The sequence below is a fragment of the Hydrogenophaga sp. LT287 genome, assembly GCF_055702805.1.
The window spans coordinates 96,203-119,818 of the sequence record NZ_JBVPZC010000010.1 but is presented as its reverse complement, the minus strand read 5'-3'; the positions used below and the strand labels follow the sequence as shown (position 1 = coordinate 119,818).

21 protein-coding genes are annotated in these 23,616 nt (G+C 66.3%); 7 read left to right on the top strand and 14 right to left on the bottom strand.

What is annotated here, in order from left to right; all coding sequences use genetic code 11:
• Positions 1-42: 42 nt before the first annotated feature.
• From AC0GNR_RS10275 to AC0GNR_RS10265, 3 genes are all read right to left on the bottom strand, one after another.
• Complete coding sequence (locus tag AC0GNR_RS10275) at positions 43-1,368, bottom strand: sulfatase family protein (RefSeq protein ID WP_472900875.1); 1,326 nt, start codon at positions 1,366-1,368, stop codon at positions 43-45.
• Positions 1,369-1,383: 15 nt separating this feature from the next.
• On the bottom strand, positions 1,384-2,361 hold the full coding sequence (locus tag AC0GNR_RS10270; RefSeq protein WP_472900861.1) for a Bug family tripartite tricarboxylate transporter substrate binding protein: 978 nt from the start codon (positions 2,359-2,361) through the stop codon (positions 1,384-1,386).
• An 89-nt stretch (positions 2,362-2,450) separates the two neighbouring features.
• Positions 2,451-3,413 (bottom strand): Bug family tripartite tricarboxylate transporter substrate binding protein, encoded by a 963-nt coding sequence (locus AC0GNR_RS10265; protein ID WP_472900860.1) that lies wholly within the window; start codon positions 3,411-3,413, stop codon positions 2,451-2,453.
• Between the two features lie 99 nt (positions 3,414-3,512).
• On the opposite strand from AC0GNR_RS10265, the gene AC0GNR_RS10260 reads away from it, so the two are divergent.
• The 3 genes from AC0GNR_RS10260 (at position 3,513) to AC0GNR_RS10250 (ending at position 7,937) form a co-directional block, all read left to right on the top strand.
• Entirely contained in the window at positions 3,513-4,061 is a 549-nt protein-coding gene (locus tag AC0GNR_RS10260; protein ID WP_472900859.1) for a MarR family winged helix-turn-helix transcriptional regulator, read from the top strand.
• A 315-nt stretch (positions 4,062-4,376) separates the two neighbouring features.
• Positions 4,377-5,927 (top strand): BCCT family transporter, encoded by a 1,551-nt coding sequence (locus AC0GNR_RS10255; protein ID WP_472900858.1) that lies wholly within the window; start codon positions 4,377-4,379, stop codon positions 5,925-5,927.
• Positions 5,928-6,038: 111 nt separating this feature from the next.
• A complete protein-coding gene (locus AC0GNR_RS10250) occupies positions 6,039-7,937 on the top strand; it encodes an SLC13 family permease (protein ID WP_472900857.1) in 1,899 nt (632 codons plus the stop codon).
• A 27-nt stretch (positions 7,938-7,964) separates the two neighbouring features.
• On the opposite strand, the gene lhpI is transcribed toward AC0GNR_RS10250, so the two are convergent.
• Positions 7,965-8,903: a bifunctional Delta(1)-pyrroline-2-carboxylate/Delta(1)-piperideine-2-carboxylate reductase gene (gene lhpI, locus AC0GNR_RS10245; RefSeq protein ID WP_472900856.1), complete on the bottom strand. Its 939-nt coding sequence runs from the start codon at positions 8,901-8,903 to the stop codon at positions 7,965-7,967.
• A gap of 270 nt (positions 8,904-9,173) precedes the next feature.
• Between lhpI and AC0GNR_RS10240 the strand changes: the two genes are divergently transcribed.
• The 3 genes from AC0GNR_RS10240 (at position 9,174) to AC0GNR_RS10230 (ending at position 13,739) form a co-directional block, all read left to right on the top strand.
• A complete protein-coding gene (locus AC0GNR_RS10240; protein ID WP_472900855.1) occupies positions 9,174-9,602 on the top strand; it encodes a BLUF domain-containing protein in 429 nt (142 codons plus the stop codon).
• Positions 9,603-9,938: 336 nt separating this feature from the next.
• Complete coding sequence (locus AC0GNR_RS10235) at positions 9,939-12,431, top strand: ATP-binding protein (protein ID WP_472900854.1); 2,493 nt, start codon at positions 9,939-9,941, stop codon at positions 12,429-12,431.
• A 225-nt stretch (positions 12,432-12,656) separates the two neighbouring features.
• Positions 12,657-13,739 (top strand): TRAP transporter substrate-binding protein, encoded by a 1,083-nt coding sequence (locus tag AC0GNR_RS10230; protein WP_472900853.1) that lies wholly within the window; start codon positions 12,657-12,659, stop codon positions 13,737-13,739.
• 59 nt (positions 13,740-13,798) lie between these two features.
• Here the strand turns inward: AC0GNR_RS10230 and AC0GNR_RS10225 are convergent, their stop codons facing one another.
• The 10 genes from AC0GNR_RS10225 to AC0GNR_RS10180 all read right to left on the bottom strand — a co-directional run bounded on the left by AC0GNR_RS10225 (position 13,799) and on the right by AC0GNR_RS10180 (position 23,265).
• Positions 13,799-15,241: a GntP family permease gene (locus AC0GNR_RS10225; protein WP_472900852.1), complete on the bottom strand. Its 1,443-nt coding sequence runs from the start codon at positions 15,239-15,241 to the stop codon at positions 13,799-13,801.
• Positions 15,238-16,341, bottom strand: a complete 1,104-nt coding sequence (locus AC0GNR_RS10220) for a patatin-like phospholipase family protein (protein WP_472900851.1) — start codon at positions 16,339-16,341, stop codon at positions 15,238-15,240. The genes AC0GNR_RS10225 and AC0GNR_RS10220 overlap by 4 nt, the downstream gene beginning before the upstream one ends.
• Before the next feature lie 180 nt (positions 16,342-16,521).
• On the bottom strand, positions 16,522-17,238 hold the full coding sequence (locus AC0GNR_RS10215; RefSeq protein ID WP_472900850.1) for an ABC transporter ATP-binding protein: 717 nt from the start codon (positions 17,236-17,238) through the stop codon (positions 16,522-16,524).
• Positions 17,239-17,349: 111 nt separating this feature from the next.
• Positions 17,350-18,540 (bottom strand): ABC transporter permease, encoded by a 1,191-nt coding sequence (locus tag AC0GNR_RS10210; RefSeq protein ID WP_472900849.1) that lies wholly within the window; start codon positions 18,538-18,540, stop codon positions 17,350-17,352.
• Complete coding sequence (locus tag AC0GNR_RS10205) at positions 18,537-19,745, bottom strand: efflux RND transporter periplasmic adaptor subunit (RefSeq protein ID WP_472900848.1); 1,209 nt, start codon at positions 19,743-19,745, stop codon at positions 18,537-18,539. The genes AC0GNR_RS10210 and AC0GNR_RS10205 overlap by 4 nt, the downstream gene beginning before the upstream one ends.
• A complete protein-coding gene (locus tag AC0GNR_RS10200) occupies positions 19,742-20,365 on the bottom strand; it encodes a TetR/AcrR family transcriptional regulator (protein WP_472900847.1) in 624 nt (207 codons plus the stop codon). Before AC0GNR_RS10200 ends, AC0GNR_RS10205 begins: the two co-directional genes overlap by 4 nt.
• 241 nt (positions 20,366-20,606) lie before the next feature.
• Positions 20,607-21,179: a class I SAM-dependent methyltransferase gene (locus AC0GNR_RS10195; protein ID WP_472900846.1), complete on the bottom strand. Its 573-nt coding sequence runs from the start codon at positions 21,177-21,179 to the stop codon at positions 20,607-20,609.
• Between the two features lie 196 nt (positions 21,180-21,375).
• A complete protein-coding gene (locus AC0GNR_RS10190; RefSeq protein ID WP_472900845.1) occupies positions 21,376-22,023 on the bottom strand; it encodes a transmembrane anchor protein in 648 nt (215 codons plus the stop codon).
• A 20-nt stretch (positions 22,024-22,043) separates the two neighbouring features.
• A complete protein-coding gene (locus AC0GNR_RS10185; protein ID WP_472900844.1) occupies positions 22,044-22,685 on the bottom strand; it encodes a HupE/UreJ family protein in 642 nt (213 codons plus the stop codon).
• Positions 22,686-22,845: 160 nt separating this feature from the next.
• Complete coding sequence (locus AC0GNR_RS10180) at positions 22,846-23,265, bottom strand: hypothetical protein (RefSeq protein ID WP_472900843.1); 420 nt, start codon at positions 23,263-23,265, stop codon at positions 22,846-22,848.
• 66 nt (positions 23,266-23,331) lie between these two features.
• Here AC0GNR_RS10180 and AC0GNR_RS10175 point away from each other — a divergent pair, with 66 nt between their 5' ends.
• Entirely contained in the window at positions 23,332-23,610 is a 279-nt protein-coding gene (locus AC0GNR_RS10175; protein ID WP_472900842.1) for a metal-sensing transcriptional repressor, read from the top strand.
• Positions 23,611-23,616: the final 6 nt, after the last annotated feature.

The window sequence follows — 23,616 nt, the reverse complement described above, 5'->3', positions numbered from 1 at the left end:
CGTCGATCGTAGCTTCCCGCGCGCGGTCTGGGCGCATGGTGCTCAGCGTTGTGGCATGTGCTGGGTGGAATAGCCCAGGCTCACGGTGGCGTCTTCCGGAATGGGCGGCATGGTGCCGTTCCAGGCCAGCCACTGGTCCCGCATGCGGGCCAGCCGCTCGGGCTCGCGCTGGGCCAGGTTGGCGCGCTCGCGTTCGTCGGCCGGTATGTTGAACAGGTATTCGTGGCCGTCCACCATCAGGTATTTCCAGTCGCCGTCGCGCAGGGCGCGCTGGCCCCGGTGGTTCATGCGCCAGTGCATGGGCCGCTCGAAGCGGTGCGCCGGGTCGCGCAGCATCGGCGCCAGCGAAACACCGTCCAGCGGGTAGTCGGGGTGGGGCTGGCCGCCGCCCAGCGCCAGCATCGTGGCCGACCAGTCCATCGTCATGCAGTGCTGCGCGCTGGTGCTGCCAGGCGCCACCACGGCAGGCCAGTGCGCGATCCACGGCACGCGGATGCCGCCCTCGGTCAGGTCCATCTTGCCGCCCACCAGTGGCCAGTTGTCGGAGAAGCGCTCACCGCCGTTGTCGCTGGTGAAGACCACCAGCGTGTTGTCGTCCAGCCCGTGTTCGCGCAGGGACGCCATGATCCAGCCAATGCCCTCGTCCATGTGGTGGATCATCTTGCGGTAGCTGTTCACGTTGCCGCCGTCCAGGTGAAACAGGTTTTTGGCCACCTCGGGCGCCACATGGGCGTCGTCGCGCGTTTCCCACGGCCAGTGTGGCGCGGTGTAGTGCAGGCTCAGGAAAAAGGGTTGACCGGCCTTGGCGTCGGCGGCGCGCTGGTGGATGTGCTCCACCGCCCGCTGGGAAAACACGTCGGTCAGGTAGCCCACTTCCTTGTGGGTTTCTTCGCCAATGAACAGGTCGTGGTCGCCGTTGTTGCTGCAGTGGGTGAAGTAGTCCACCCCGCCGGCCATGATGCCGAAAAACTCTTCGTAGCCCGAGCGCAGCGGGCCGAAATGCGGCGGGTAGCCCAGGTGCCATTTGCCGATGAGCGCGGTGCGGTAGCCGGCTTCTTTGAGCAGCGAGGGCAGGGTGGGCAACTCAGGCGGCAGGCCCAGCGTGGCGCTGCCTTTGCTGCGGCTGTTGATGGGTTCTTCGAGCGCACCGCGCAACCGGTACTGGTAGCGCATGCTCATGAGCGCGAAGCGCGTGGGCGAGCACACCGGCGAGTTGGCGTAGCCCTCGGTCAGGCGCAGGCCGCCGGCGGCCAGCGCGTCGATGTGGGGCGACACGGCACCAAACGGTGCTTCGCGGCCGCCGTAGCAGCCCAGGTCGGCGAAGCCCAGGTCGTCCGAGACGATGTAGATGATGTTGGGTCGTTGCATGGGCATGGCCAGTTTTCAGTTCGCTTGCATGCCGGTGTTGCGCACAATCTGGCCGTAGCGTGCCGACATGCTGGCCAGCCGCTGGGCAGCGGCGGCACCGGTGGTGCCTTCAAAAAACAGGTCCAGGCTGTTCATGCGGGCCTGCAGCTCGGGGCGCTTGAGCGCGGCGTTGATGCCGTTGGCCAGCGTCTGCACCACCGCATCGGGCGTGGCGGCGGGCACCATCACCACGTACAGCACCTCTTGCTCCAGCGTTTTCAGGCCCAGTTCGCCCACGGTGGGCAGCTGCGGCGCCAGCCGCGAGCGCTGGGCGCTGGTGACCGCCAGCGCGGTGATCTTGCCGGCTTGCACGTGGGGCAGCATGCCCGGCGTGGCCAGGATGCCGCCATCCACCTCGCCGCTCAGCACCGCGGTGACCGCCGGTGTGTTGCCCCGGTAGGGAATGTGTGATGTCTTCACCGGCGTGCTGGTGCCCAGCTGGGCCGCAGCCAGGTGGCCCGGGCTGCCGTTGCCGGCCGAGCTGAAGTTCAGGGTCTTGGTGCGTCCCTGGCTCAGCAGGTCGCCAAAGGTCTTGATGCCCGTGCGCGGGTTCACGCCCAGCAGCAAGCCCGACGACGCCATGATCACCACCGGTTTGAAATCAGCGCCTTTGAACGGCATGGCCGGGTACAGGTGCGGGTTCACGGTGAACACGGTGTCGATGCCAAACAGCACGGTGTAGCCGTCGGCGGGTGCCTTGGCCACGGCGGTAGCGCCCAGGTTGCCGGCAGCACCGGCCTTGTTTTCCACCACAAAGGGCTGCTTCAGCGTTTCTTGCAGCACCGCGGCCACCGAGCGCGCCAGGATGTCGGACGGCCCGCCGGGCGGAAAGTTGTTCACGAACGTGACGGTCTGGGCCGGGTACGCCGGCTGGGCCAGTGCGTGCGAGGCCAGCAGCGTCAGCGCCAGCGAAGCGGTGAGGGTGGCGAGTGTGGTGCGGCGAAAGCGGTTCATGTCAGGGGGTCCAGTGCGGGTGAAAACGGATCGGTAGGTGGGGTGTTTTGGTCGTTTAGGTTCAGCGGCCGGCCCATGCCGGCGGGCGCTCAGTCCAGTTGCACGCCGGTGGCTTTGATCGGCCCTTCCCAACGCTTCAGGTCGCTCGCCTGGGCGCTGGCCAGCTCAGCCGGGGTCGAGCCCACCGGCTCGTAGCCCAGGCCCAGCAAGCGCTCACGCAGCGCCGGCTGCTTCAGTGCCTGGGCAAACGCCTGGCTCAGGCGGTTCTGGGCGGCCGGGTTCATGCCGGCCGGGCCGTACACGCCAAACCAGGCGGTGGCCTCCATGTCGATGCCGGCTTCGCGCAGCGTGGGTACCTCGGGCACCTGCGGGTCGCGCTGGCTGCCGGTCACGGCGATGATGCGGGCCTTGCCCGAGCGGTGGAACTCTGCGGTTTCCGACACCACGTCGAACTTGTAGTCGATGTGGCCACCCAGCAGCGCGTTGTTGGCTGGCCCGCCGCCCTGGAACGGCACATGGTTGAGCTGTGCGCCGGCCTTTTGCTCAAACAGCACGCCCATGAAGTGCGGCAGCGTGCCCAGGCCGGGCGTGCCGTAGCTGCTCTTGCCGGGTTCGGCCTTGGCGCGGGCAATCATGTCTTGCACCGACTTGGCCGGTGTGGACGGCCCAGCCACCACGCCAAACTGAAAGCGCGCCAGCAGCGACACCGGCGAAAAATCGGTCACCGCGTTGTAGTCGAGCTTTTTGTAAACATGGGGAAACAGCACCATGGGCCCGCTCGGCAGCAGGATCACGGTCTGCCCGTCCGGGTCGGCGCGCTTGACCTGGTTGAGCGCAATGCGCCCACCCGCGCCGGGTCGGTTTTCCACCACCACGGGGGCATAGCGCTCGCGCAGGGCCTCGGCCACCAGCCGGGTGAGCGTGTCGGCCGACCCGCCGGGCGGGAAGCCCACCACGATCTTCAGCGGCGTCTTGTCCTGGGCCGTGGCGTGGGTGGGGGCCAGCAGCGCGGTCGACGCCAGGGCAGCGCAAAGTATCCAGTGTCGGTTCATGGGGGATGTCTCCTGGGTGGCTTGGACAAATCGGGTGTTACCCGGTGCAGACCCCGATGCTATGCAGGGACAATCAATTGCAGAAATCAATCAAAGCAGGTGTTTTCCCTGACGGGTGCCCAGGCACCGTTTTGCCTTCAGGAGCCGACCATTCCAGACCGCCTTACCGACCCCCAGGTTCAGACCGACCTGCTGCTGTACCGGCTCTACCGCGTGCACATCACCGCCAGCCGCCTGGTGGTGCAGGTGTGCGAGCACGAATTTGGTTTGACGCGGCGCGAGTGGCGGGTGCTGTCCTTTTTGTCCGAACACGAGGGCGCGCTCTCCAGCGAGCTGGCCGAACACGCCATGCTGGACCGCGCGCGCACCTCGCGCACACTCACCCGACTGGAAGAGAAAAAGCTCATCCGGCGCCAGCCCAAGCTGTCTGACCGGCGCGAGGTGCATGTGTTTCTCAGCGACGAGGGGCGGCGCGTGTACCAGGCCATCTTTCCGCGGGTCGCCGCCATCAACCGCGACATCGCCAGCGCGCTGTCACCCGCCGAGCGCCAGCAACTGGACCACGCCATCAACCAGCTGCAGGCGCGCGTGCAGGGCATGGTGGCCGCCTCCACACACCGGCTGCCCCCGATCGACAGCGGCGAGTGAGCCGTTGGGCTACCTGACGGTCGCTCCCCAGCGGCTCTTCATGGTCGGTTGAGCGCAGTGGGTTTTTTGTACGCGCGCATCCGGTAAAGTGGGGCGCTTCTTCAGCGGCACCCCTTCAACGGCTCGCACGGCGCGGGCGCTGGCTGAGCTGGCCACACCGGTGTGGCCACCCCAGTCGGGCGCCATGGCCACATCGGGCCGGGCTGCCCTCGACTTTTCCCATCACCGCCGCGCGCGAAAGCGCAGCACAGGGCGCCGTACAAAGCGCCCTGCCAAGCGCCCCACAGGCGGCAAGTTTTCAGGAGGAGATTTCCCATGCAACTCGTCATATCGGCCGGACTCATTCTGGCCATCGTCCTCTGGGGCGTGATCGCGCCCGCCTCTTTGGGCACGGTGTTTGACACCGCGCTCACCGCCATCACCCGCGACTTCGGCTGGCTCTACCTGTGGGTGGTGCTGGGCCTGGTGATCATGGCGGTTGTGCTGGCGTTCAGCCGCTATGGCGACCTCAAGCTGGGCGGCGAAGACGACGAGCCCGAGTTCTCCATTGGGGCCTGGTTTGCCATGCTGTTTGCGGCCGGCATGGGCATTGGCCTGGTGTTCTGGGGGGTGGCCGAGCCGATCTCGCACTACGGCGCACCACCGCCCGGCATCGCCCCCAACACCCCTGAGGCGGCCACCGCCGCCATGCGCTACAGCTTTTTCCATTGGGGGCTGCACCCCTGGGCGGTCTACAGCATCGTGGCCCTGGCCATTGCCTTTTTCCAGTTTCGCCGGGGTGGCCCGGCGCTCGTCAGCACCGCGGTGCAAGCCTTGCCCTGGGCGCCGCTGCAAAAGCTGGGCCCCGTGGTCAATGTGCTGGCGGTGATCGCCACCGCCTTCGGGGTGGCGGCCTCGCTGGGCATGGGGGCTTTGCAAATCAACAGCGGCCTGAATGCCGTCTTTGGCCTTCCGGTCGGCCAGGCCTCGCAGGTGGGCATCATTGTGGTCACCACAGTGCTGTTTCTGGCGTCGGCCGTCACCGGCGTCACCAAGGGCATCAAGTGGTTGTCCAGTGCCAACCTGGCGTTGGCCGCGTTGCTCACCCTGGGCATTTTCGTGATGGGCCCCACCGTGGCCATCATCGACACCTTCACCAACACGCTGGGCAGTTATGTGAGCGAGTTCGTGCGCATGAGCCTGCGCATGACGCCGTTTCGCGACAGCGGCTGGGTCAGCGGCTGGACGGTTTTTTACTGGGCCTGGTGGGTCAGCTGGTCGCCTTTTGTGGGGCTGTTCATCGCCCGTGTGTCGCGCGGGCGCACCATCCGCGAATTCATTCTGGGCACGGTGCTGGCGCCCACGCTGGCCGCCTTTGTGTGGTTTTCGGTGTTCGGTGGCACCGCCCTGAACATGGAGATCATGCAGGGCCTGCCGATTGCCGAGGCGGTGGGCGCGGACGTGTCCACCGCCCTGTTCGCCATGTTCGACACGCTGCCCCTGTCTGGCTTGCTCTCGGGCATTGCCACCGTGCTGGTGCTGGTGTTCTTCGTCACCTCGGGCGATTCCGCCACCCTGGTGCTGGGCATGATGAGCACCGGCGGCCAGGCCAATCCCAGTGCGCGGGTCAAGATCATCTGGGGCGTGCTGGTGTCGGCCATCGCCATCAGCCTGCTGCTGGCCGGTGGACTCAAGGCGGTGCAGTCCGCCACCATCGTGTTTGCGCTGCCCTTCACGCTGGTGATCGTGCTCATGGCCGTGGCCCTGTGGCGCGGTGTGCGCGACGACTGGGACGAAGAACAGCGGCGCGACAAAGCGCTGCGCCGGCGCATGCGGGACATGCTTGGCCAGCAGCCTGGCGCCAGCGCACCGCCGGGCCGGTCGTGAAACCGCCCGTTGGACGGCGGCACGGCGCTGTCTTGCGCCGGGTCAGGGTCCAACATCCATTGGTTTGCTAGGGTCCATCCAGCGCGAAACACCACACCAGACGGGAGCTTCATGCACCAGGACCAGGTCCTCATTCTTGTCATCTTGGCCGTCACCATCGGCCTGTTCCTGTGGGGGCGCTGGCGCCACGACATGGTGGCGGTGGGCGGGCTGCTGGCCTGTGTGCTGGGCGGGCTGGTGCCTGCGGGCGAGGCGTTTGCCGGTTTCGGTCACCCGGCGGTGATCAGGGTGGCCTGCGTGCTGGTGCTCAGCCGGGGCTTGCAGACCTCGGGCGCGGTGGACGCGATGGCCCGCTACGTGCTCCCGCGCGAGGCCGGCCCCACGCTCAGCCTGGCGGCGCTGGTGGCCCTGGGCGCCATGCTCTCGGCCTTCATGAACAACGTGGGCGCCATGGCGCTGCTGATGCCGGTGGCCCTGCAGCTGGCGCGGCGCCTGGACATGCCGCCCGGCCGCGTGCTGATGCCGCTGGCGTTCGGCACCATCCTGGGCGGCATGACCACGCTGATCGGTACGCCCTCCAACCTCATCGTCTCGGCCTTTCGGGCGCAGAACGGGGTGGGCAGCTTCGGCATGTTCGACTTCACCCCGGTGGGGCTGGCGGTGGCCTTGCTCGGCACCGCCTTTGTGGCGCTGGTGGGGTGGCGCCTGGTCCCGGCGCGTCAGCGGGTGGCGCTGGAAGGCTTTGAAACCGGCGCCTATCTGAGCGAAGTGCGCGTGCCCGCCGAGAGCAAATGCGTGGGCCTGACGCTGCACGCGATCGAACAGCAGCTCGACGACGCTGGTGCGCAGGTGGTGGGCCTGGTGCGAAACGAGGTGCGGGTGAACGCGCCCACGCCGAGCCGGCACATGCAGGCCGGCGACATTTTGATCGTGGAGGCCGAGGCCGACGCCCTGTCTTCCCTGTTGTCGAGCCTGGGCCTGAAACTGGAAGAGGCCAAGCGCCCGGTGCAGGACGCGGCCGAACCCGAGGCCGACGCACCGCAAGCCCGGGCCGCAGCACTGGCGGCGCCAGCGGCCTCGTCTGCAGACAACGCCGCAGAAGGCCGTGCGGCCGAACCGGCTGAACCCGACGTGGCGCCGTCCGACGCAGCGCGCGACATTGTGCTGATGGAGCTTGCGGTGCTGCCCGGCGCGAGTTTGCAAGGGCTGTCGGCCAGCGACCTGCAGCTGCGCACGCGCTACGGCATCAACCTGCTGGCGGTTTCACGCCAGGGCAGCCGGGCCCGGCGCCGGCTGCGGGAATGGCCCTTTCATGTGGGCGACCTGCTGCTGATGCAAGGGCCGGCCGAGGCTATTTTGGCGTTTGCCGCCGACCGGGGATGCGTGCCGCTGGCCGAACGCGAGCTGCACATGCCCAGCCCCCGCAAAGCCCGGCTGGCGGTGGGCGTGATGGCGCTCGCGGTGCTGGGTGCGGCGCTGGGCTGGCTGCCGGCCGCTGTGTCGTTTGCGCTGGGCGTGCTGGCCTCGCTGGTGCTGCGCACCGTGCCGCCGCGCAGCGTGTACGAGCACATCGACTGGCCCGTCATCACCTTGCTGGCGGCACTCATTCCGGTGGCCGGCGCCATGACCACCACCGGCACCGCCGACCTGCTCGCGCACGCGCTCATGGACGGCGTGGCGCAAGGCCATCCGGTCATGGCGCTGGCCCTGGTGCTGGTGGTCACCATGACGCTGTCCGACCTCATGAACAACGCGGCCACGGCGGCGGTGATGTGCCCGATCGCCATCGGCACCGCGGGCGCTCTGGGCGTGAATCCCGATGCTTTCCTCATGGCGGTGGCCATCGGCGCGTCGTGCGCCTTCCTCACCCCCATCGGGCACCAGAACAACACCCTGATCCTGGGGCCGGGCGGTTTTCAGTTTGGCGACTACTGGCGCCTGGGCCTGCCGCTGGAGCTGCTGGTGATTGCCGTGAGCCTGCCGCTGCTGCTGGTGGCCTGGCCGCTCTGAGCTGCATGCCGGTGCCTGCTGGCGCCTTCAGCCGCGTGCCGCCTCGTACACCTGCACCGCCGCCGCCAGGTCTTCCAGCGCGGTGCCCACCGACTTGAACACCGTGCGTTCGGTGGGTGTTTTGCGCCCGGTGGCCATGCCTTTGCACAGCGTGGTCAGGGTGCCGCGCACGTCGTCGGCCCGCAGCACCCCGCGCGACAGCGGGCCAATGAGGTCGCCACTTTTTTGCAGCGCTTCTTCGGTGTCCACAAACACGCGCGCGTCTTCAAAGCACACGTCGTCGGCTTCGCGCATGGCCGGGGTGAAGCTGCCGATCAGGTCCAGGTGCGAGCCGGGCGCCAGCCACGCGCCGCGCACCACCGGTTCGGTGGCCAGCGTGGCGCAGCTCACCACATCGGCTTGTGCGCAGGCCGCGGGCAAATCGGTGGTGGCGCTGGCGTCAAGACCGTCTTGGCGCCAGCGCGCCGCCAGCGCCTGGGCTTCGTCGGCGCGGCGCGCCCACACCGTCACGCGGTCAATGGGGCGCACCGTGCGGTAGGCCTCGGGCAGCAAGGCCGCCACGGCGCCCGCGCCCACCACCAGCAGGTGGCGTGCGTCGGCACGCGCCAGGTAAGAGGCGGCCAGCGCAGAGGCCGCCACCGTGCGGCGTGTGGTGATCTGGTCGCCGTCAATCTGGGCCAGCGGCACGCCGGTGCGCGCGTCAAACAGCAGGTAGGCCGAATGCAGACCCGGCAGGCCTTCAGCGGCATTGCCCGGCGCGATGTTGACGATCTTCACGCCGTAGTAACGGCCAGGCAACCAGGCCGGCATGATGAGCGAGGTGATCTTGCCGCCGCCAGGGCTGGCGATCTCGTGCACATGGCGCAACGGCACCTCGCAGGTGCTGGTGAAGTGTTCGCGCAGCGCAGCAATCAGGCGGTCAAAAGGCAGGGCCGCCCGAGCGGCTTCAGAGGTCAAGGTGAGCATGCCTAGATGGTAGCCGCCCGGGCCTGCGGCTCAATCTTGCGGGCCAATGGCCGATACGTCACGCATAGGTATTCATGCGGTGCCCACTGTCCATCAAAGGTTTGCATGTTTTGCACGGGTTTTTCTTTTTTTCTGGAGCCCGGCAGCGCCATTTGATCTGGCGCAAACAGGGGTATTGGGCGGGTGCGATTATTCGCTGCTCATGTTTCATGGATAGACAGAGCGGCGTCCAGCCGCGGCCGGGTCGGGCGGTTCAACGAAAGTCAAGCGATGGCACTGCACGAAATCATTTATGTCAGTCTGGCCAGCCAGTCCATGGACACGGCTGCCCTCACCCAATTGCTGGACGAGGCGCGCGTCTACAACGAACGCCACGGCATCACCGGCATGCTGCTGTATCACGGGCAAGAGTTTTTGCAGCTGATCGAGGGCGAAGAGGCCGAGGTGACGGCGCTGTATGACGCGATCTGGAAAGACCCGCGGCACCAGCAGATGTACAAGATGTGGGAAGGGCCGATTGCCGAGCGCAGTTTCAGCGGCTGGGCCATGGGCTTTGTGGCGCCCGGCGCATCCGCCTTGCAAGGCCGCCAGGGTTACGACGCGCTGCTGGCGCAAGGGTTGGCGGCATCCAGTCGGGGCTCTCGGGGCAAGAAAATATTGTGCAATTTGCGCGACGATTTTCTGGCTGCGGCGCACTGAGAGCGAAGGCTTTCGGGCGTGTCCGCTCACCACCTCAAAACACCCCCGCTCAGCCGCTGGGCCGTGGTTTGCGCTGGCCTGCCTTTTCTGCCGCGCCCCTCAGCGCACGCTCAGCCTGCCAGGCCTCCAGGGCTTTTCACGGCTCAAAATGGGGTGGCTCTTCGGGGGTTATCGCGGCTTCAGCAAACCGCGATTCTTGAGAGAATGCACCCATTCGCCTGCTCAGGCCCCCACCCGGGTCGTCGGCAGGTACCCACGCCACCCCAACAAAAAAACAATGGTCCAAGCGCATCTGTCCTGGCTGACTGCTGACCGGTTTCACTGGGGAACGTGGCCTTGAAGAACCGTCTGCATTCTTTTGCGGTGCTGGTGGCTTTGTTCACGTGCCTGGCTGCGACCGTGTTGTGGTGGCAGTCGGTTCGCTCGCAGACCCTGCTGCGCGAACAGGTGCTGCTGCAAGCCGAGCAGCGCAGCCTGCACCTGGCCGATGCCATGGCCGGCCAGGTGGACGGTCTGCTCAGCACCGTGGACCTGGCATTGCAAGACCTGCGCCGCCAGTGGCTGCGGGGTGATGCGGGCCGCTTCACCGCCCAGACCCGCGACGTGATCGAGACCTTGCCGGCCGGGCTCGTGTCGCACGTGGCGGTGGTGAACGCCGCAGGCTACGTCGTTTACAACAGTCTGGGCCTGGAGTCCGGTACCTACGTGGGCGACCGCGAGCACTTCAAGGCCCAGCGCTCGGGTGTGGACCAGCTGCACATCGGGGCGCCGGTGGCCTCCCGGCTCACCAACCGCTGGTTGTTCATTGTGAGCCGCCCCCTGCTGCGAGATGGCCGTTTTGACGGCACGCTGAACATGGTGGTCTCGTCCGACTTCATGGCCAGCAAACTCGCGGCGCTGCAGCTGTCCCCCCAGGACGTGGTCGCCCTGGTGCACAAAGACGGCCACTTTATGGCGCGCAGCCGGGACAACCCGGGTGCCATGGGCAAGCGCCTGCCACCGGACCGCCCGTTCCTTGTGGACACCTCCATGGCGAGCGGCATCTTCAAGCTCAAAGGCCTGCTGGACGGTGCGTCCCGCACCTACGGCTGGCAGCGTTCACCCGTGTCCGACCTGGTGGTCGTCATTGGCCTGGCCGACGAATCGGTGCTGGGGCCTTTGGCGCCTGCTTTGCAGCGCAACCAAAGTGTGGCCGCTGCGCTGAGCTTGCTGGTGCTGGCGGGTGGCGCCCTGATCATTGGGTTGCAGCTGCGGTTGGCGCGCAACCAGGCCACCGTGGCCGCCAGCGAAGCCCTGCGCATGCGCTTGTTTGACAGCTCCCATGTGCCGACCGTGGTCATTGACCCCGTGGCCCGGCGTTTCATCGACTGCAACCCCGCCGCCAGCGCCATCTATGGCTTCAACAACCGCGCCGAGGTGCTGGCCGCCACGCCCGAGTCGGTGTCTGCCCCCGTGCAGCCCAACGGCAGACCCTCGGCCGAACTGGTGGACGAACACTTGGCGCAGGTCATGGCGTCCAAGTCCATCGTGTTTGAATGGCGCCACCAGCGACCCAGCGGCGAGCTGTGGGACGCCGAAGTGCACCTGATGCGCTTTGACTCTGACGGGCAGCCGCTGGTGCAGTTCACCCTGCAAGACATCACCGAAAGCAAGCGCACGCAGGCCGCTCTGCAAGACAGCGAAGCGCGGCTGAAAGAAGCCCAGCAGCTTGCGCGCCTGGGCAATTGGGAAGGCGACCTGCTCAACGATCGGCTGATCTGGTCGGACGAGGTGTACCGCATTTTTGAACTCGACCCGGCCACTTTTGTGCCCACCTACAAAGGTTTCATTCAGGCCGTGCACCCGGACGACCGGAAGCTCGTGCAAGCCGCCTACGTGGCGTCTATGCAAACACGTACGCCTTACGACGTGGTGCACCGCCTGCTGTTTCCCGACGGCCGCTGCAAGTACGTGCGTGAGCTGTGCGTGATCCAGTTTGACGCCGACGACCGCCCGGTGCGCAGCGTGGGCACGGTGCAGGACATCACCGAAATTCGCACCGCGCAGGCCGAGCTGCAGCGGCTGAACGACGAACTGGAACTGCGCGTGGCCGACCGCACCCGCGAACTCGCCACCCTCAACCGCGAGCTCGAAGCGTTTGCCTACAGCGTGTCGCACGACCTGCGCACGCCGCTGCGCAGTATCCATGGCTTTGCCAGCCTGCTGGAAGAAGAGGGCGCCGAGGGCCTTTCGGCCGAAGGCCGCTCGTACCTGCTGCGCATCCAGGAGTCCGCCAAACGCATGGGGCAACTCATTTCCGACCTGCTGTCCATGTCCCACCTCAGCCGCGCGCACCTTCGCCAGGAAACGGTGAGCCTGGGCGACATGGCCAAGTCCATCGCCAGCGAGCTGGACCGCAGCGACCCCCAGCGCCAAGTGCATTGGCACATACAAGAAGGCCTGCAGGTGCAGGCCGACCCGGGCCTGATGCGGGCGGTGCTGCAAAACCTGCTGGGCAACGCCTGGAAATACACCGGTTTGGTGCCCGAGGCGCACATCTCGCTTGAACAAACCCGCAACGAGCGGGGCATGCTGGAATTTTGCGTGCGCGACAACGGCGCCGGCTTTGACATGGCCTACGCGCAGCAGCTGTTTCAACCGTTCAAGCGCTTGCACGCACACCACGAATTCGAGGGCTCCGGCGTGGGCCTGGCCACGGTGCACCGTGTCGTTCAGCGCCACGGTGGCAGCGTGCGCGGCGAGGGCGCCGTGGGCAAAGGCGCTGCGTTTTACTTCACGCTGCCGGTGCAGGCGGTTGAGCCAGACACCACCACCTGGGGCAATCTCTGACGGTCTTCAGGTGCTCGCCTGGAATTTGCGATCAACCGCGCTGTGTGCTGCGGTGGGGGGCGCCCGGTTGTTCATGGGTCGCATCCCTGACACTTTTTTGCGTTGGAACCCGTTGAGGGTTTACCCGGTGGGTTATGGTTATGCCCCTTGTGTTTTCCAAGGGGTACACTCGCAGGCCCATCTGCCCCGTGTGCGCCGATGTCATCAATTAGGAGAGCTGTTTCCATGGATCGTCGTTCCCTCATCAAAAACACCGGCATCGCCGGCGTCCTGGCCGCTGGTATCGCACCGGCTGTGCACGCGCAAGCTGCTGTTCGCTGGCGCCTGACGTCGAGCTTTCCCAAGTCGCTGCCGACCATCTTTGGCTCCGCCGAGAAATTTTCTGAAACCGTGAAGGCCCTGTCGGGTGGACGGTTTGAGGTGTCTGTGCACGCGGCTGGCGAGCTGGTGCCGGCCTTCGGCGTGGTCGATGCCATCCAGGGCAACACCGTTGAAATGGCGCAGACCGCGCCCTACTATTTCACCGGCAAAGACGCCATCTTCGCGTTCGGCTGCGCCGTGCCCTTTGGTCTGACCGCACGCCACATGGACGCCTGGATGGAGCACGGCAACGGCCGAAAGCTGATGGACGCGTTCTACGCCAACTACAACATCGTCTCCATGAGCAGTGGCAACACCGGCACCCAGATGGGTGGCTGGTACCGCAAAGAGATCAAGACCGTGGCCGATCTGAAGGGCCTGAAAATGCGCCTGGGCGGTGGCTTGTTCGGTGAAACCATGGCCAAGCTGGGCGTGGTGGCGCAAAACCTGCCGGCTGGTGAGGTCTACCAGGCGCTGGAAAAAGGCACGCTGGACGCCACCGAATTCGTGGGTCCGTTCGACGACGAAAAGCTCGGTTTCAACAAAGTCGCGCCGTTCTACTACTACCCCGGTTGGTGGGAAGGCGGCGCCGAGCTGGAGTTCTTCATCAACAAGAAAGCCTTTGAGGCCCTGTCGGCCGAGAACAAGGCCATCGTGCGTGCCGCGGGCGCCGTGGCCGCGCGCGACATGACTGGCAAGTACGACGCGCAGAACCCGCTGGCGCTCAAGCGCCTGGTGGCAGCGGGCACCAAGCTCAAGCCCTTCTCCAAAGACGTGATGGACGCGGGCTTCAAGGCCGCCATGTCGGTGTTTGCCGAGCACGAAGCCAAGTCGCCCGAGTTCAAGAAAATCCACCAGGACATGCGCGCCTTCCAGCGCGACCAGATCCTGTGGAGCCGCTTCTCGGAGTGGCGCTACGACAGCTACATCGCCGGCGTGAAGATCTGAGTCTGAGCCGACCCAACAAGGCCGCCTGCGGGCGGCTTTGTCGTTTCTGGTGGCGTTGTTTAGAACGAACCCAAAGCGCTGCCCAGCACCACCACCACCACCAGCGCCAGCACCGGAATGGCCACGGCGACCACAAAAATGTCGGCGTAGGCCTGGCGGTGGCTCAGGCCGCAAATGCCCAGCAGTGTGATCACCGCGCCGTTGTGCGGCAGGGCGTCCAGTCCGCCGGTGGCGATGGCGGTCACGCGGTGCAGCAGGTCGGGCGCAATGCCGGCGGCCTGGCCCATGGCCAGCCAGGTGTCGCCCAGGGTTTGCAGGGCAATGCTCATGCCGCCCGATGCCGAGCCGGTGATGCCCGCCAAGATGTTGACTGCGATCGACACCGACACCAGCGGGTTGCCTGGGGCAATGGCCAGCACCGCGTCGCGGATGATGGCAAACCCCGCCAGCGACGCAATGACCGCCCCAAAGCCCACTTGGGACGCGGTGTTGAGCAGCGGCAGCACCGAGCCGCTGGCACCTTGCTCCAGTGTGTGGCGCAAGTGGGGCAGGTGCGGGCGCTGCAGCACCACGAGCAACACAATGGCCGCCGCCAGCGCAGCGATCACAGCCCAGATGCCGCGCACGTTGCCAATGGCCGTGGCGCCAAAGCGCGGCTCGGCCAGGTAGGCGGTGTCCAGTGCCGGCAGCAGCCAGGTGGCCAGCAGGTAGTTCAGCGCAATCACCAGCACCACCGGCGCGATGGCGAGTGCAAAGGCGCGGCCGTTGAAGTCGGCCTCTGAGGCGGCGGCGGGCGCGGGCCGTGCAGCAGGGGGTGCGGCCGAAGCCGGGTCGCTGAGGGCTACCGCCTCGTCGTGTTCGCCATACCCCTCGCCCCGGGCCGTGGCGGTGGCCGCGCGGCGCACCAGCCACAGCGTGCCCAGCACCAGCATCACGGCCCCACCGATCAGGCCCAGGCCGGGCGCTGCAAACGGCGTGGTGCCGAAGTAGGGCATGGGGATGGCGTTTTGAATCGCGGGCGTGCCGGGCAGCGCCGTCATGGTGAAGGTGAAGGCGCCCAGCGCAATGGTGCCGGGGATCAGCCGCTTGGGCAGGTCGGCCTGGCGAAACAGCGCCGCCGCAATGGGGTACACCGCAAACGCCACCACGAACAGCGAAACCCCGCCGTAGGTGAGCACCGCGCAGGCCAGCACAATGGCCAGAATGGCGCGCTGCGCCCCGAGCCAGGCCACGATGGCGTGCGCAATGACGCGCGCCGCGCCCGAGGCTTCCATGAGTTTGCCAAACACCGCGCCCAGCAAAAACAGCGGAAAGAACGCGATCACAAAACCGCCCAGCGCCGGCATGAACACCTGCGTGTAGCTGGCCAGCAGTGGCGCCTGCGGGCTGAACAAGGTGGCCAGCAGCGCCATGAGCGGCGCCAGCAGCAGCACGCTCACGCCGCGGTAGGCCAGCGCCATCAGCAGCACAAGCGCCAACACAATGCCTGCAATGCTGGTCATGGCGCGAGCACCTGTGCCAGGTCGTAGCTGCTGCGCTGGCCCATGTCGGCGCCGTGCTGTTCCAGCCACTGCCCGGCCGCTGCGCGGCCCAGCCCATGCAGTTCCTGCAAAAAGCTCCACCGCGTGTTGTTCTTGCTCGCCGCACCCAGGTCGCTCAGCGAAGCGCCGCCGTCGATCAGGTGCACGCGCAGCGCCTCCACGCGCTGAAACAGTGGGTTGCGGTACTGGTGGCCCGGTCGGCCTTCGTCTTCAATCAGTTGCTTGAGCAGCGCAATCGAGCGCATTTCTTTCAGCAGGCTGGCGTTGAACGTCACCTCGCTGATGCGCTCCAGAATGTCGCTGGCGCGGGTGGGCAGATCGGCGCGCTCGATCGGGTTGATCTGCACCAGCAGCAGGTCGTCCGCAGTGCTTTGAGTGATGAGCGGCATGAGCGACGGGTTGCCCGCGTAGCCGCCGTCCCAGTAGGCTTCGCCCTCAATCTCCACCGCCTGAAACAGCAGCGGCAGGCAGGCCGAGGCCAGCACCATGTCGGGCGTCAGGCCTTGCTGGTCAAACACCTTCAGCGCGCCGGTGCGCACCTGCGTGGCCGCAATGAACAGCTGCGTTTTGTCGCAGCGGCACACGCGCTCAAAGTCCACCGTGTCCACCAGTATTTGGCGCAGCGGGTTCAGGTTGAGGGGGTTGAGCTGGTAGGGCGACAGCTGGCTGCCCAGTGCGCTGGCGGCTTGTTGCCAGGGCTCCACCCACGGCGCCATCCAGGCTGTGGCCGACCCCATCAGGCCACCCAGGGGGCTGCTCTGTATGTGGTGAAACGGTGAAAGCTCGGCCACCCGCTGCCAAAATCGGCGCAGCGTGGCGCGTGCGCCCTCGCGCCCGCCGTCCATCAGGCCCGCGGCCAGCGCCACTGCGTTCATGGCGCCCGCGCTGGTACCGCTCACCGCCGCTATTTCCATCCATTCTTCTTCCAGCAGCCGGTCGAGCACGCCCCAGGTAAAGGCGCCGTGCGAGCCACCGCCTTGCAAGGCCAGGTCCAGTTGCAGCTTGGTGCCCACCGCGCGGGCGGGGGCGGTTGGCGTGCGTGGGCGGGTCGGGCGTGTCATGGGCGGTCCTGCGGAAGTCGTGGGCAAGCGCCATTGTGCACTGCAACATATTGGGCGCCAAGAGGCACTGCGAGTCCAACGGCCTGTGTGCGCGAAGAGCCCCCATCCCCGCCTTCCCCCAGCGGGGGAAGGGGCTGACGCAGGCTTCTGGCGGTGGCCGCCACCCACCACGGTCGATGCTCAGAGGCTGCGGCCTTCGCCCGCTTCTTCCACCGTCTGCCCGTCGCGTATGTGGTAAATCCGCTTGAAGGTGGGGATGATCTTTTCGTCGTGCGTCACCACGATGATGGCGGTTTGCGCGTGCTGCGCCATCTGGTTCAGGATGCGCATCACGCCCAGTGCGCGCTCGCTGTCCAGCGGCGCGGTGGGCTCGTCGGCCAGGATCACGGGCGGCTTGTTGGCCAGCGCGCGGGCGATGGAAACGCGCTGCTGCTCGCCGCCCGAGAGCTGCGACGGTTCGGCGCGCGCGCGGTGCTGCACGTCCAGCGCGATCAGCAGTTCCAGTGCGCGCTCGCGGGCCTTGCCATTGGACATGCCCGCCAGCATGGGCAGCAGGGCCACGTTGTCGGTCACGTCCAGAAACGGAATGAGGTAGGGCGCCTGGAACACGAATCCGATGCGGTCGCGCCGCAGCGCGCGCAGGTCGCGCGCGATCCAGCCGTTGTCGTAAATCACGTCGTTGCCCAGCGTCATGCGGCCGCTGGTGGGTTCGATGATGGCGCCCAGGCATTTCAGCAGCGTGCTCTTGCCCGAGCCCGACGGCCCCACCAGGCCCACCACCTCGCCGGGGGCCACCTGCATGTTCACGTTTTTGAGCGCTTCCACGGCGGTGTCGCCGCTGCCGTAGACCTTGCGCAGGCCTTCAATGAGGATGCCGCCTTGGGTAGGGGTGTTCATGGCTTCGTTTGGTTGCTCAAAAGAATCCGTTCGTCCTGAGCTTGTCCTTCGACATGCTCAGGATGATCGGAAAACGGGGCTTCGACAGGCTCAGCCCGAACGGGGGGTGGTTCATCCGATCGCCGCGCCCGGGTCCACCTTCAGCGCCACACGAATCGCCAGCGTGCTGGCCAGCGCGCATATCAGCAGCGTCACCACCAGGCCGGTCACAGCGTCGCCCGGCAGCAGCAACACGTATTTCGGAAACGCCGGCCCCCACACCGTGGCCGCCACCTTGCCCACCGCAAAGCCGATCAGGCCCAGGCCCAGCGCCTGCTGCAGGATCATGCCGGCGATGGTGCGGTCGCGCGTGCCGATGAGCTTGAGCACCGCAATCTCGCGCAGCTTGCCCATGGTCATGGTGTAGATGATGAAGGCCACGATCGCCGCGCTCACGATGGCCAGAATCACCAGGAACATGCCGATCTGCTTGGCCGAGTTGGCGATCAGCTTGACGATCAGGATGTCTTCCATGCCGTCGCGGGTGTACACGCTCAGGTGCTTCCAGCGCCGGATCGGTTCGGCCACGTGCTCGGGCGTGAAGCCCGGTGCGATCTGCACCAGCACCGCGTTCACGCTTCGGCTGCTGGTCTGCAGGGCTTGCACCGCTTCCAGCAGTCCGGGGCTGCCCGGGCGGTTGAAGGCCGGGTTGGCCGCGGTGCGCGCGCGATCGTTCACGATGGCGTCGTTGTCTTTCAAAAACTGCGTTTCCTGCGCGTCCTTCAGCGGCACGAACAGCATCGGGTCGCCGCCCGACGACACCATGCGCCGCGTCAGCCCCACCACCGTGTAGTCGTGCCGGCGGATGCGCACCTGGTCGCCCAGCGCAAAGCCGGTTTTCACGTCGGCCACTGCTTCGTAGTGGTTGCGGGTGTGGTGCCGGCCCGCCACCAGGTAGCCCGGCGCGCCCGGCATTCCGGGCTCCATGCCGACCACCATCACACGGTTTTCGCGGCCCTTGTGGGCCACTTGCATGGTGAGGTAGGTCACGTTGGCCGCTGCGGCCACACCGGGCATGCCGCGTACGCTGCGCACCACATCGTCCTTGATGCTCGACGACTCGGCGTAAGGCCCCTGCGTGTCTTTCTGCACCACCCACAGGTCGGCGCGGCTGTTGGCCAGCAGCGCGTGCGCGTCGTCCACCATGCCGCGGTACACGCCGGCCATGGTCAGCGTCACACCAATCAGCAGACCCAGGCCGAGCCCGGTCAGCACGTACTTGCTCCAGCCGTGCAGGATGTCGCGCCCGGCCAGGCTGATCACTTGGCGCCTCCGGCGGGCACCAGTTGGTCGACCACCGCAATGCGGGCGCTGGCTCTCAGCGCGGTCTGGCTGTACAGCACCACGGTATCGCCTTCGTTCAGGCCACCTTCTGTTGGACCCAGCACCTGCACCGAGCCATCCAGCCCCTGCACGCCCAGCGTCACCGGCACAAACGCCAGCCCGCCGTCCTTCAGCCGCCACACGCCGGTCTTGCCCTCGTGCTGCACCACCGCTGCGTTGGGCAGCAGCAGGCTCTCGGCGGTGGCCGGCAGCGCCAGCGTCACCTCGGCCATCTCACCCACGGAAACCCCGGCAGGCAGCGTGTCAAACGCCACCATTGCCAGCCGCTCTTCGGTCACGCTGTCGGCCAGCGCTTCCACCCGCGCCACCTTGCCGGCGAACACCTCGCCCGGGCGCGAGCGCAGCGCGATGCGCGCCACCAGCCCTGGCGCCAACCCGGCCGATCGGCCCTGGTCCACCCTCAACTTCACCCACAGGCTGGCCGGGTCGATCAGCCGCAGCACCGCCTGGCCCGCCACCACCGTGCTGCCGGCCTCGGCGTCGCGGCCCGTCACCACCGCCACTGCAGGCGCCACCAGCCTCAGGTTGCCGCGCTGCTGCGCCAGCGCCGCGCGCTCGGCGCGCAGCCGCGTGATGTCCTGCGCCGTGCCGCCCAGGTTCGCCTGAGCCGCCTGCACGCCCGCCTGGGCCGAAGCCACTTCTTGCGTGCGCGCCTCCAGCGCGCCAGCGCTGATGAAGTTCTGGTTCGCCAGGTCCTGGTTGCGTTTCAGGTTCGCTGCCGCCAGTGCGCGCCGCGCCTGCGCGTCGGCCACCTGCGCGTCCGCCGCTTGCTGCGTGCTCTGCGCGCGGGCGAGCGTGGCGTCCAGCGCCGCCAGCCGCTGGTCCAGATCCACCGGGTCCATCTCGGCCAGCGGCTGGCCCGGCTGCACGGTATCGCCCACGTCCACCTGCACCGCACGCACCCGACCGGCCACGGTGGGCCCGACCATCCAGCTGCGCTGTGCCTCCACCTGACCAATGCCAAAAATCTCGGGGCTCACGCTGCCTTTTTTCACCTGTGTGACCTGCACCTTTACCGGTGCCAGCGGCCCGGTGCGCAGCGCCACAAAAGCCAGTGCGGCCAGCAGTGCCAGCGCCAGGCCACCCAGCAGCAGGCGACGGGTGTTTTGAGGGTTCATCGTCATGCGGTGGTCTCCTGGGGGCGCGTGGTTTGCGCGGCAATCGCTTGTTGAAGAAGGTCAAACACGGCAGGCGCCTGCGCCGCCATGGCTCCCACCTGGCCGCTCAGCAGCGACTGCATCACCAGCCCCTGCACCGAGCCGACAAACAGCACCGCCGCCGCCTGCAGGTCGGTGCCTGGCGCCAGTTGCCTGGTGGCCTGCGCCCGCTGCAGCAAGCCGGTGATCAGCGTGCGGTAGGCCTGCATCAGCCCGCGTACGCGCGCCTTCAGCGGCGTGTCTTCGGGGTGCTGCAGCTCCTGGAAGATCACCCGCGGCACGCCGGGCTGCTCCACCACAAAGTCCACATGCGCGAGAAACACCGCGCGCAGCGCCGCCAGCGGCAGCGCTTGCGTGGCGGCCGCTGCGTTCAGGCGGGCCAGCAGGTCTTGGTGCGCGAAATCGATCACCGCCAGCCAGATCGCCTCTTTGTTCTCAAAGTGGCGAAACACCGCGCCCTGCGTGATCCCCACGGCCTGCGCCAGGTCGGCGGTGGTCACGGCGGCCGGGCTGCGCTCGGCTGCCAGCGCCAGCGCGGCCGCCACCAACGCGGCTTGGCGGGTTTGTGTGGGTTGTTTGTTGGGCATGACACTGAATGTAATTCAACAATTACTTATATTCAAGTGCAGCATCCAGCCATGAAGCACCTTGCGGCACACCGTACGGTTACCCAACGGCCCACCCCATTGGCCGCAGGACACGGCATGAAGCTGTTTGGGTCAAATCAAAAAATACCCTGACCCGTCGCGGGTGAGCGTCCCAATAAACCGAATCTGTCGCTGCCGGCGAGCCACCGCGGCGCCCACCGATGACCTCGTTTTGTTCACCTCAGGCTCGAGAGATTCGAAACACAGCGGCGGGCGGCAGGTTGAGAATCGAGCGGCCGATGCGTTCAGCTCTCAAGCCCATCCGGGCAAGAATCTCGGGTGCAATGGGGCACTTGGTCAAGTACGTGAACTGGTAAAGCGCCGCCCCGGGGCGCAGGCTCTGCATGCAGGCACCCAGCACGTTCCATTGCGTGCGCACACCCATGTTCAACAGGGGCAGGCCCGATATCACGGCTTGCGCCTGCATCGTCTTCCAAGCGGGGTCCCACGGGCGCATTCGAGATACATCCATTTCAAGCAGGTGCGCCCCGGGAAAGCGTTGGCGCAGCAAGGCCGCGAAGTCCGGATTGTTCTCGATCAACGTCAGGTCGGACTCGGGCAGGCCTTTTGAGAGAATGCATCGGGTGAAAGCCCCGGTTCCCGGGCCCAGTTCGATGACAGGTCCTCCGTCGGGCAAGATGTCGCGGGTGATCAGGCGCGCCAAGGTGTTGCTGGATGGGGCTATGGCGCCGATTCTCATGGGCCGCTTGAGCCAGCTTTTGAGGAAGATGGTTTGATCAGTGGGTAAAGACACGGACAAATCCTTTTGAGCACATCGATCGCCCTCTGTGCCCCCAGTTGGGTGGGGCGCGGCAGTTCATCGAATGCATTCTGACGCATGGCTGCCTTGCGCAGTGCACCCAGGCGTCTTTTGCGTCTGATCGCGACCTGCATTGCATGCCGTCCACGTGCTGGGAGAGATGCAGTTGCAACGCAGGTCTGCTTCTAGATCACTTGACTTGTTTGATGTCGGTGTAATCGCCGCTTGTGCTCAGGATGACTTTCACGTTGGTTTGGCCCCGGTTGCGCCAGAACCAGCCGTGATTGCCCGTGAACGCCGCCACCAGAACACCTTCGTCGGAGGCCACCCTGCGGCCTTTTTCATAGCTGATCGACTTGCCCGGCGCATCCCCATGGGTATCGAAATTGACCGAGCCGCCTTCGACGACCCATGAATACTGCACCTTGCCGCCTTCGGCCATCTTGAGCTTGATTTCCGTGCCCTCACCCGGGGTCAGCGTGAAGGGGATTTCATCGCGCCATTGCACCTTGGGTGCAGCCGCCACCACAGCGGCCGCTGGTGGTGGCGCCGCATTGGCCGAGGCCATGGCCGGCGTCGGGCTGGTGGCCTGTGCCGGTGCCGCCGGGGCGGTGGTGGCCGCATCGGCAGCGGCCTCCGCAGCCAGTTGTTGCTTGATGTCACCCATTTCGGTCATCCGCAGGACGCGACCGATGCCGGTGGGATCAATGCCGTATTCGGCCGGCAGCACGACGGCAACCAGGAGCACCACCGCAGAGACGGCGGCCAGGATGGTGGACCGCACCAGTTGCCTGGAAGAAGGCAGTTCGGCGCGGAGGGGGGTATCGCTGTTGTACATGTTGAATATTCCTTGGGTGTTCAAGACACGAAATAGCCGGTGAGCTGCATGCCCACGAGAATGAAGCCGGCGCTCATCATGGCGACGTTGGCGGTGTAGGCGTTGCGCCCAAAGCTGGGGGTGCGGCGCCAGTAGCTCATGCCGATCAGGATGACCGCCAGGGCCAGCAACTGGCCGATTTCCACGCCCACGTTGAAGGCCAGCAGGTTGGGCACCAATCCGTCCGGAGAGATCTCGTACTCAATGATCTTGGTCGCCAGGCCAAAGCCGTGGAACAGGCCAAACACCAGGGTGGCGATCTTGGTGTTGGGCTGGAACCCCAGCCAGCGCTGGAAAGCACCGATGTTGTCCAAGGCCTTGTAGACGACGGACAGACCGATGATCGCGTCGATCAGGTAGCTGTTGATCCCGACGTTGAAGTACACGCCCAGGATCATGGTGGTGGAGTGACCCAACGCAAACAGGCTCACATAGATGGCTATGTGTTGCAGTCGGTAGAGGAAAAAGATCACGCCGAACAGGAACAGGATGTGGTCGTAGCCCGTCATCATGTGTTTGGCACCCAGGTACATGAAGGGCAGGAGATTGACGCCCGAAATTTCCTGGATGTAGCCCTTGTCGCCCGCCGTGACGGCGTGGGCAAAGGCCTCTGTGCTGCCCAATAAAAGGCAGATGAAGAAGGCTGAAAGTAGAAGCAGACGGGATTGCCAAGTCGCCCATGGCGAACCCGGCAGCCTGTCATGAACAAGGCTGTGCATAAAGACTCCGATGGTCTGAAAGAAGGGGCGCACTGCGTGGCGCAGCGCGAAGGCGGGAAGCGTCTCAGCCCATGGGTGGGCGTTCCAGCCTGGATGCCTGCACCATTTCAATCCATGGCCGCACGTGCCCGAACCACCCGGGGATCTGCGGTGCTGCCGAGCGCCAGGTGGCGGGCAGGGCGTGCGCCTTGTCGTGCGAGTGATCTGCCGCATGGTGGGGGTGGTCGGCCGCTGCGTTCGATGTCACCATGGCCAAGTCGCCGACTTCACCCGCTTCATCGTCGTGCGCATGTCCATGTTCGTGCGAACCGTCAGGGGAAAGCGCAGCGCCGTGGGACGGTGCTGCGATGACAGCGAGGCCGTGGGAGTTCGTGCCCCCGATGGACGACAAGACGGTTCCGAACAGGATCACCACCAGAACCAGCCACCGCACGCCCAGCACAGCCCTGTCGGGGCGCAAGGAAGGGGGGCAGGGCCGGGTCATGGGGTGTGTTCGTTTCAAGAGCAAGGGGTCGATTATAGTAACCTCCCCGAGGGGATACGAACAGCCATGACACAAGCGCACACACATGCCTCCCATCCCGCCATCATCAAACGCCTGCGCCGGGCCAGCGGACACCTGAGCAGCACCATCGACATGCTCGGGCACGGGCGCACCTGCCTGGAGGTTGCGCAGCAGTTGCAGGCGGTGGAGAAAGCGATTCAGCAAGCCAAGAAGGCCCTGATCCGGGACCATCTGGATCACTGCCTCGAAGACCTCGTGGGCCCTCTGGGCGCCGGACAGCGCGATTCCCTGGACGAATTCAGGGAAATCACCCGCTACCTCTGAGCCTGG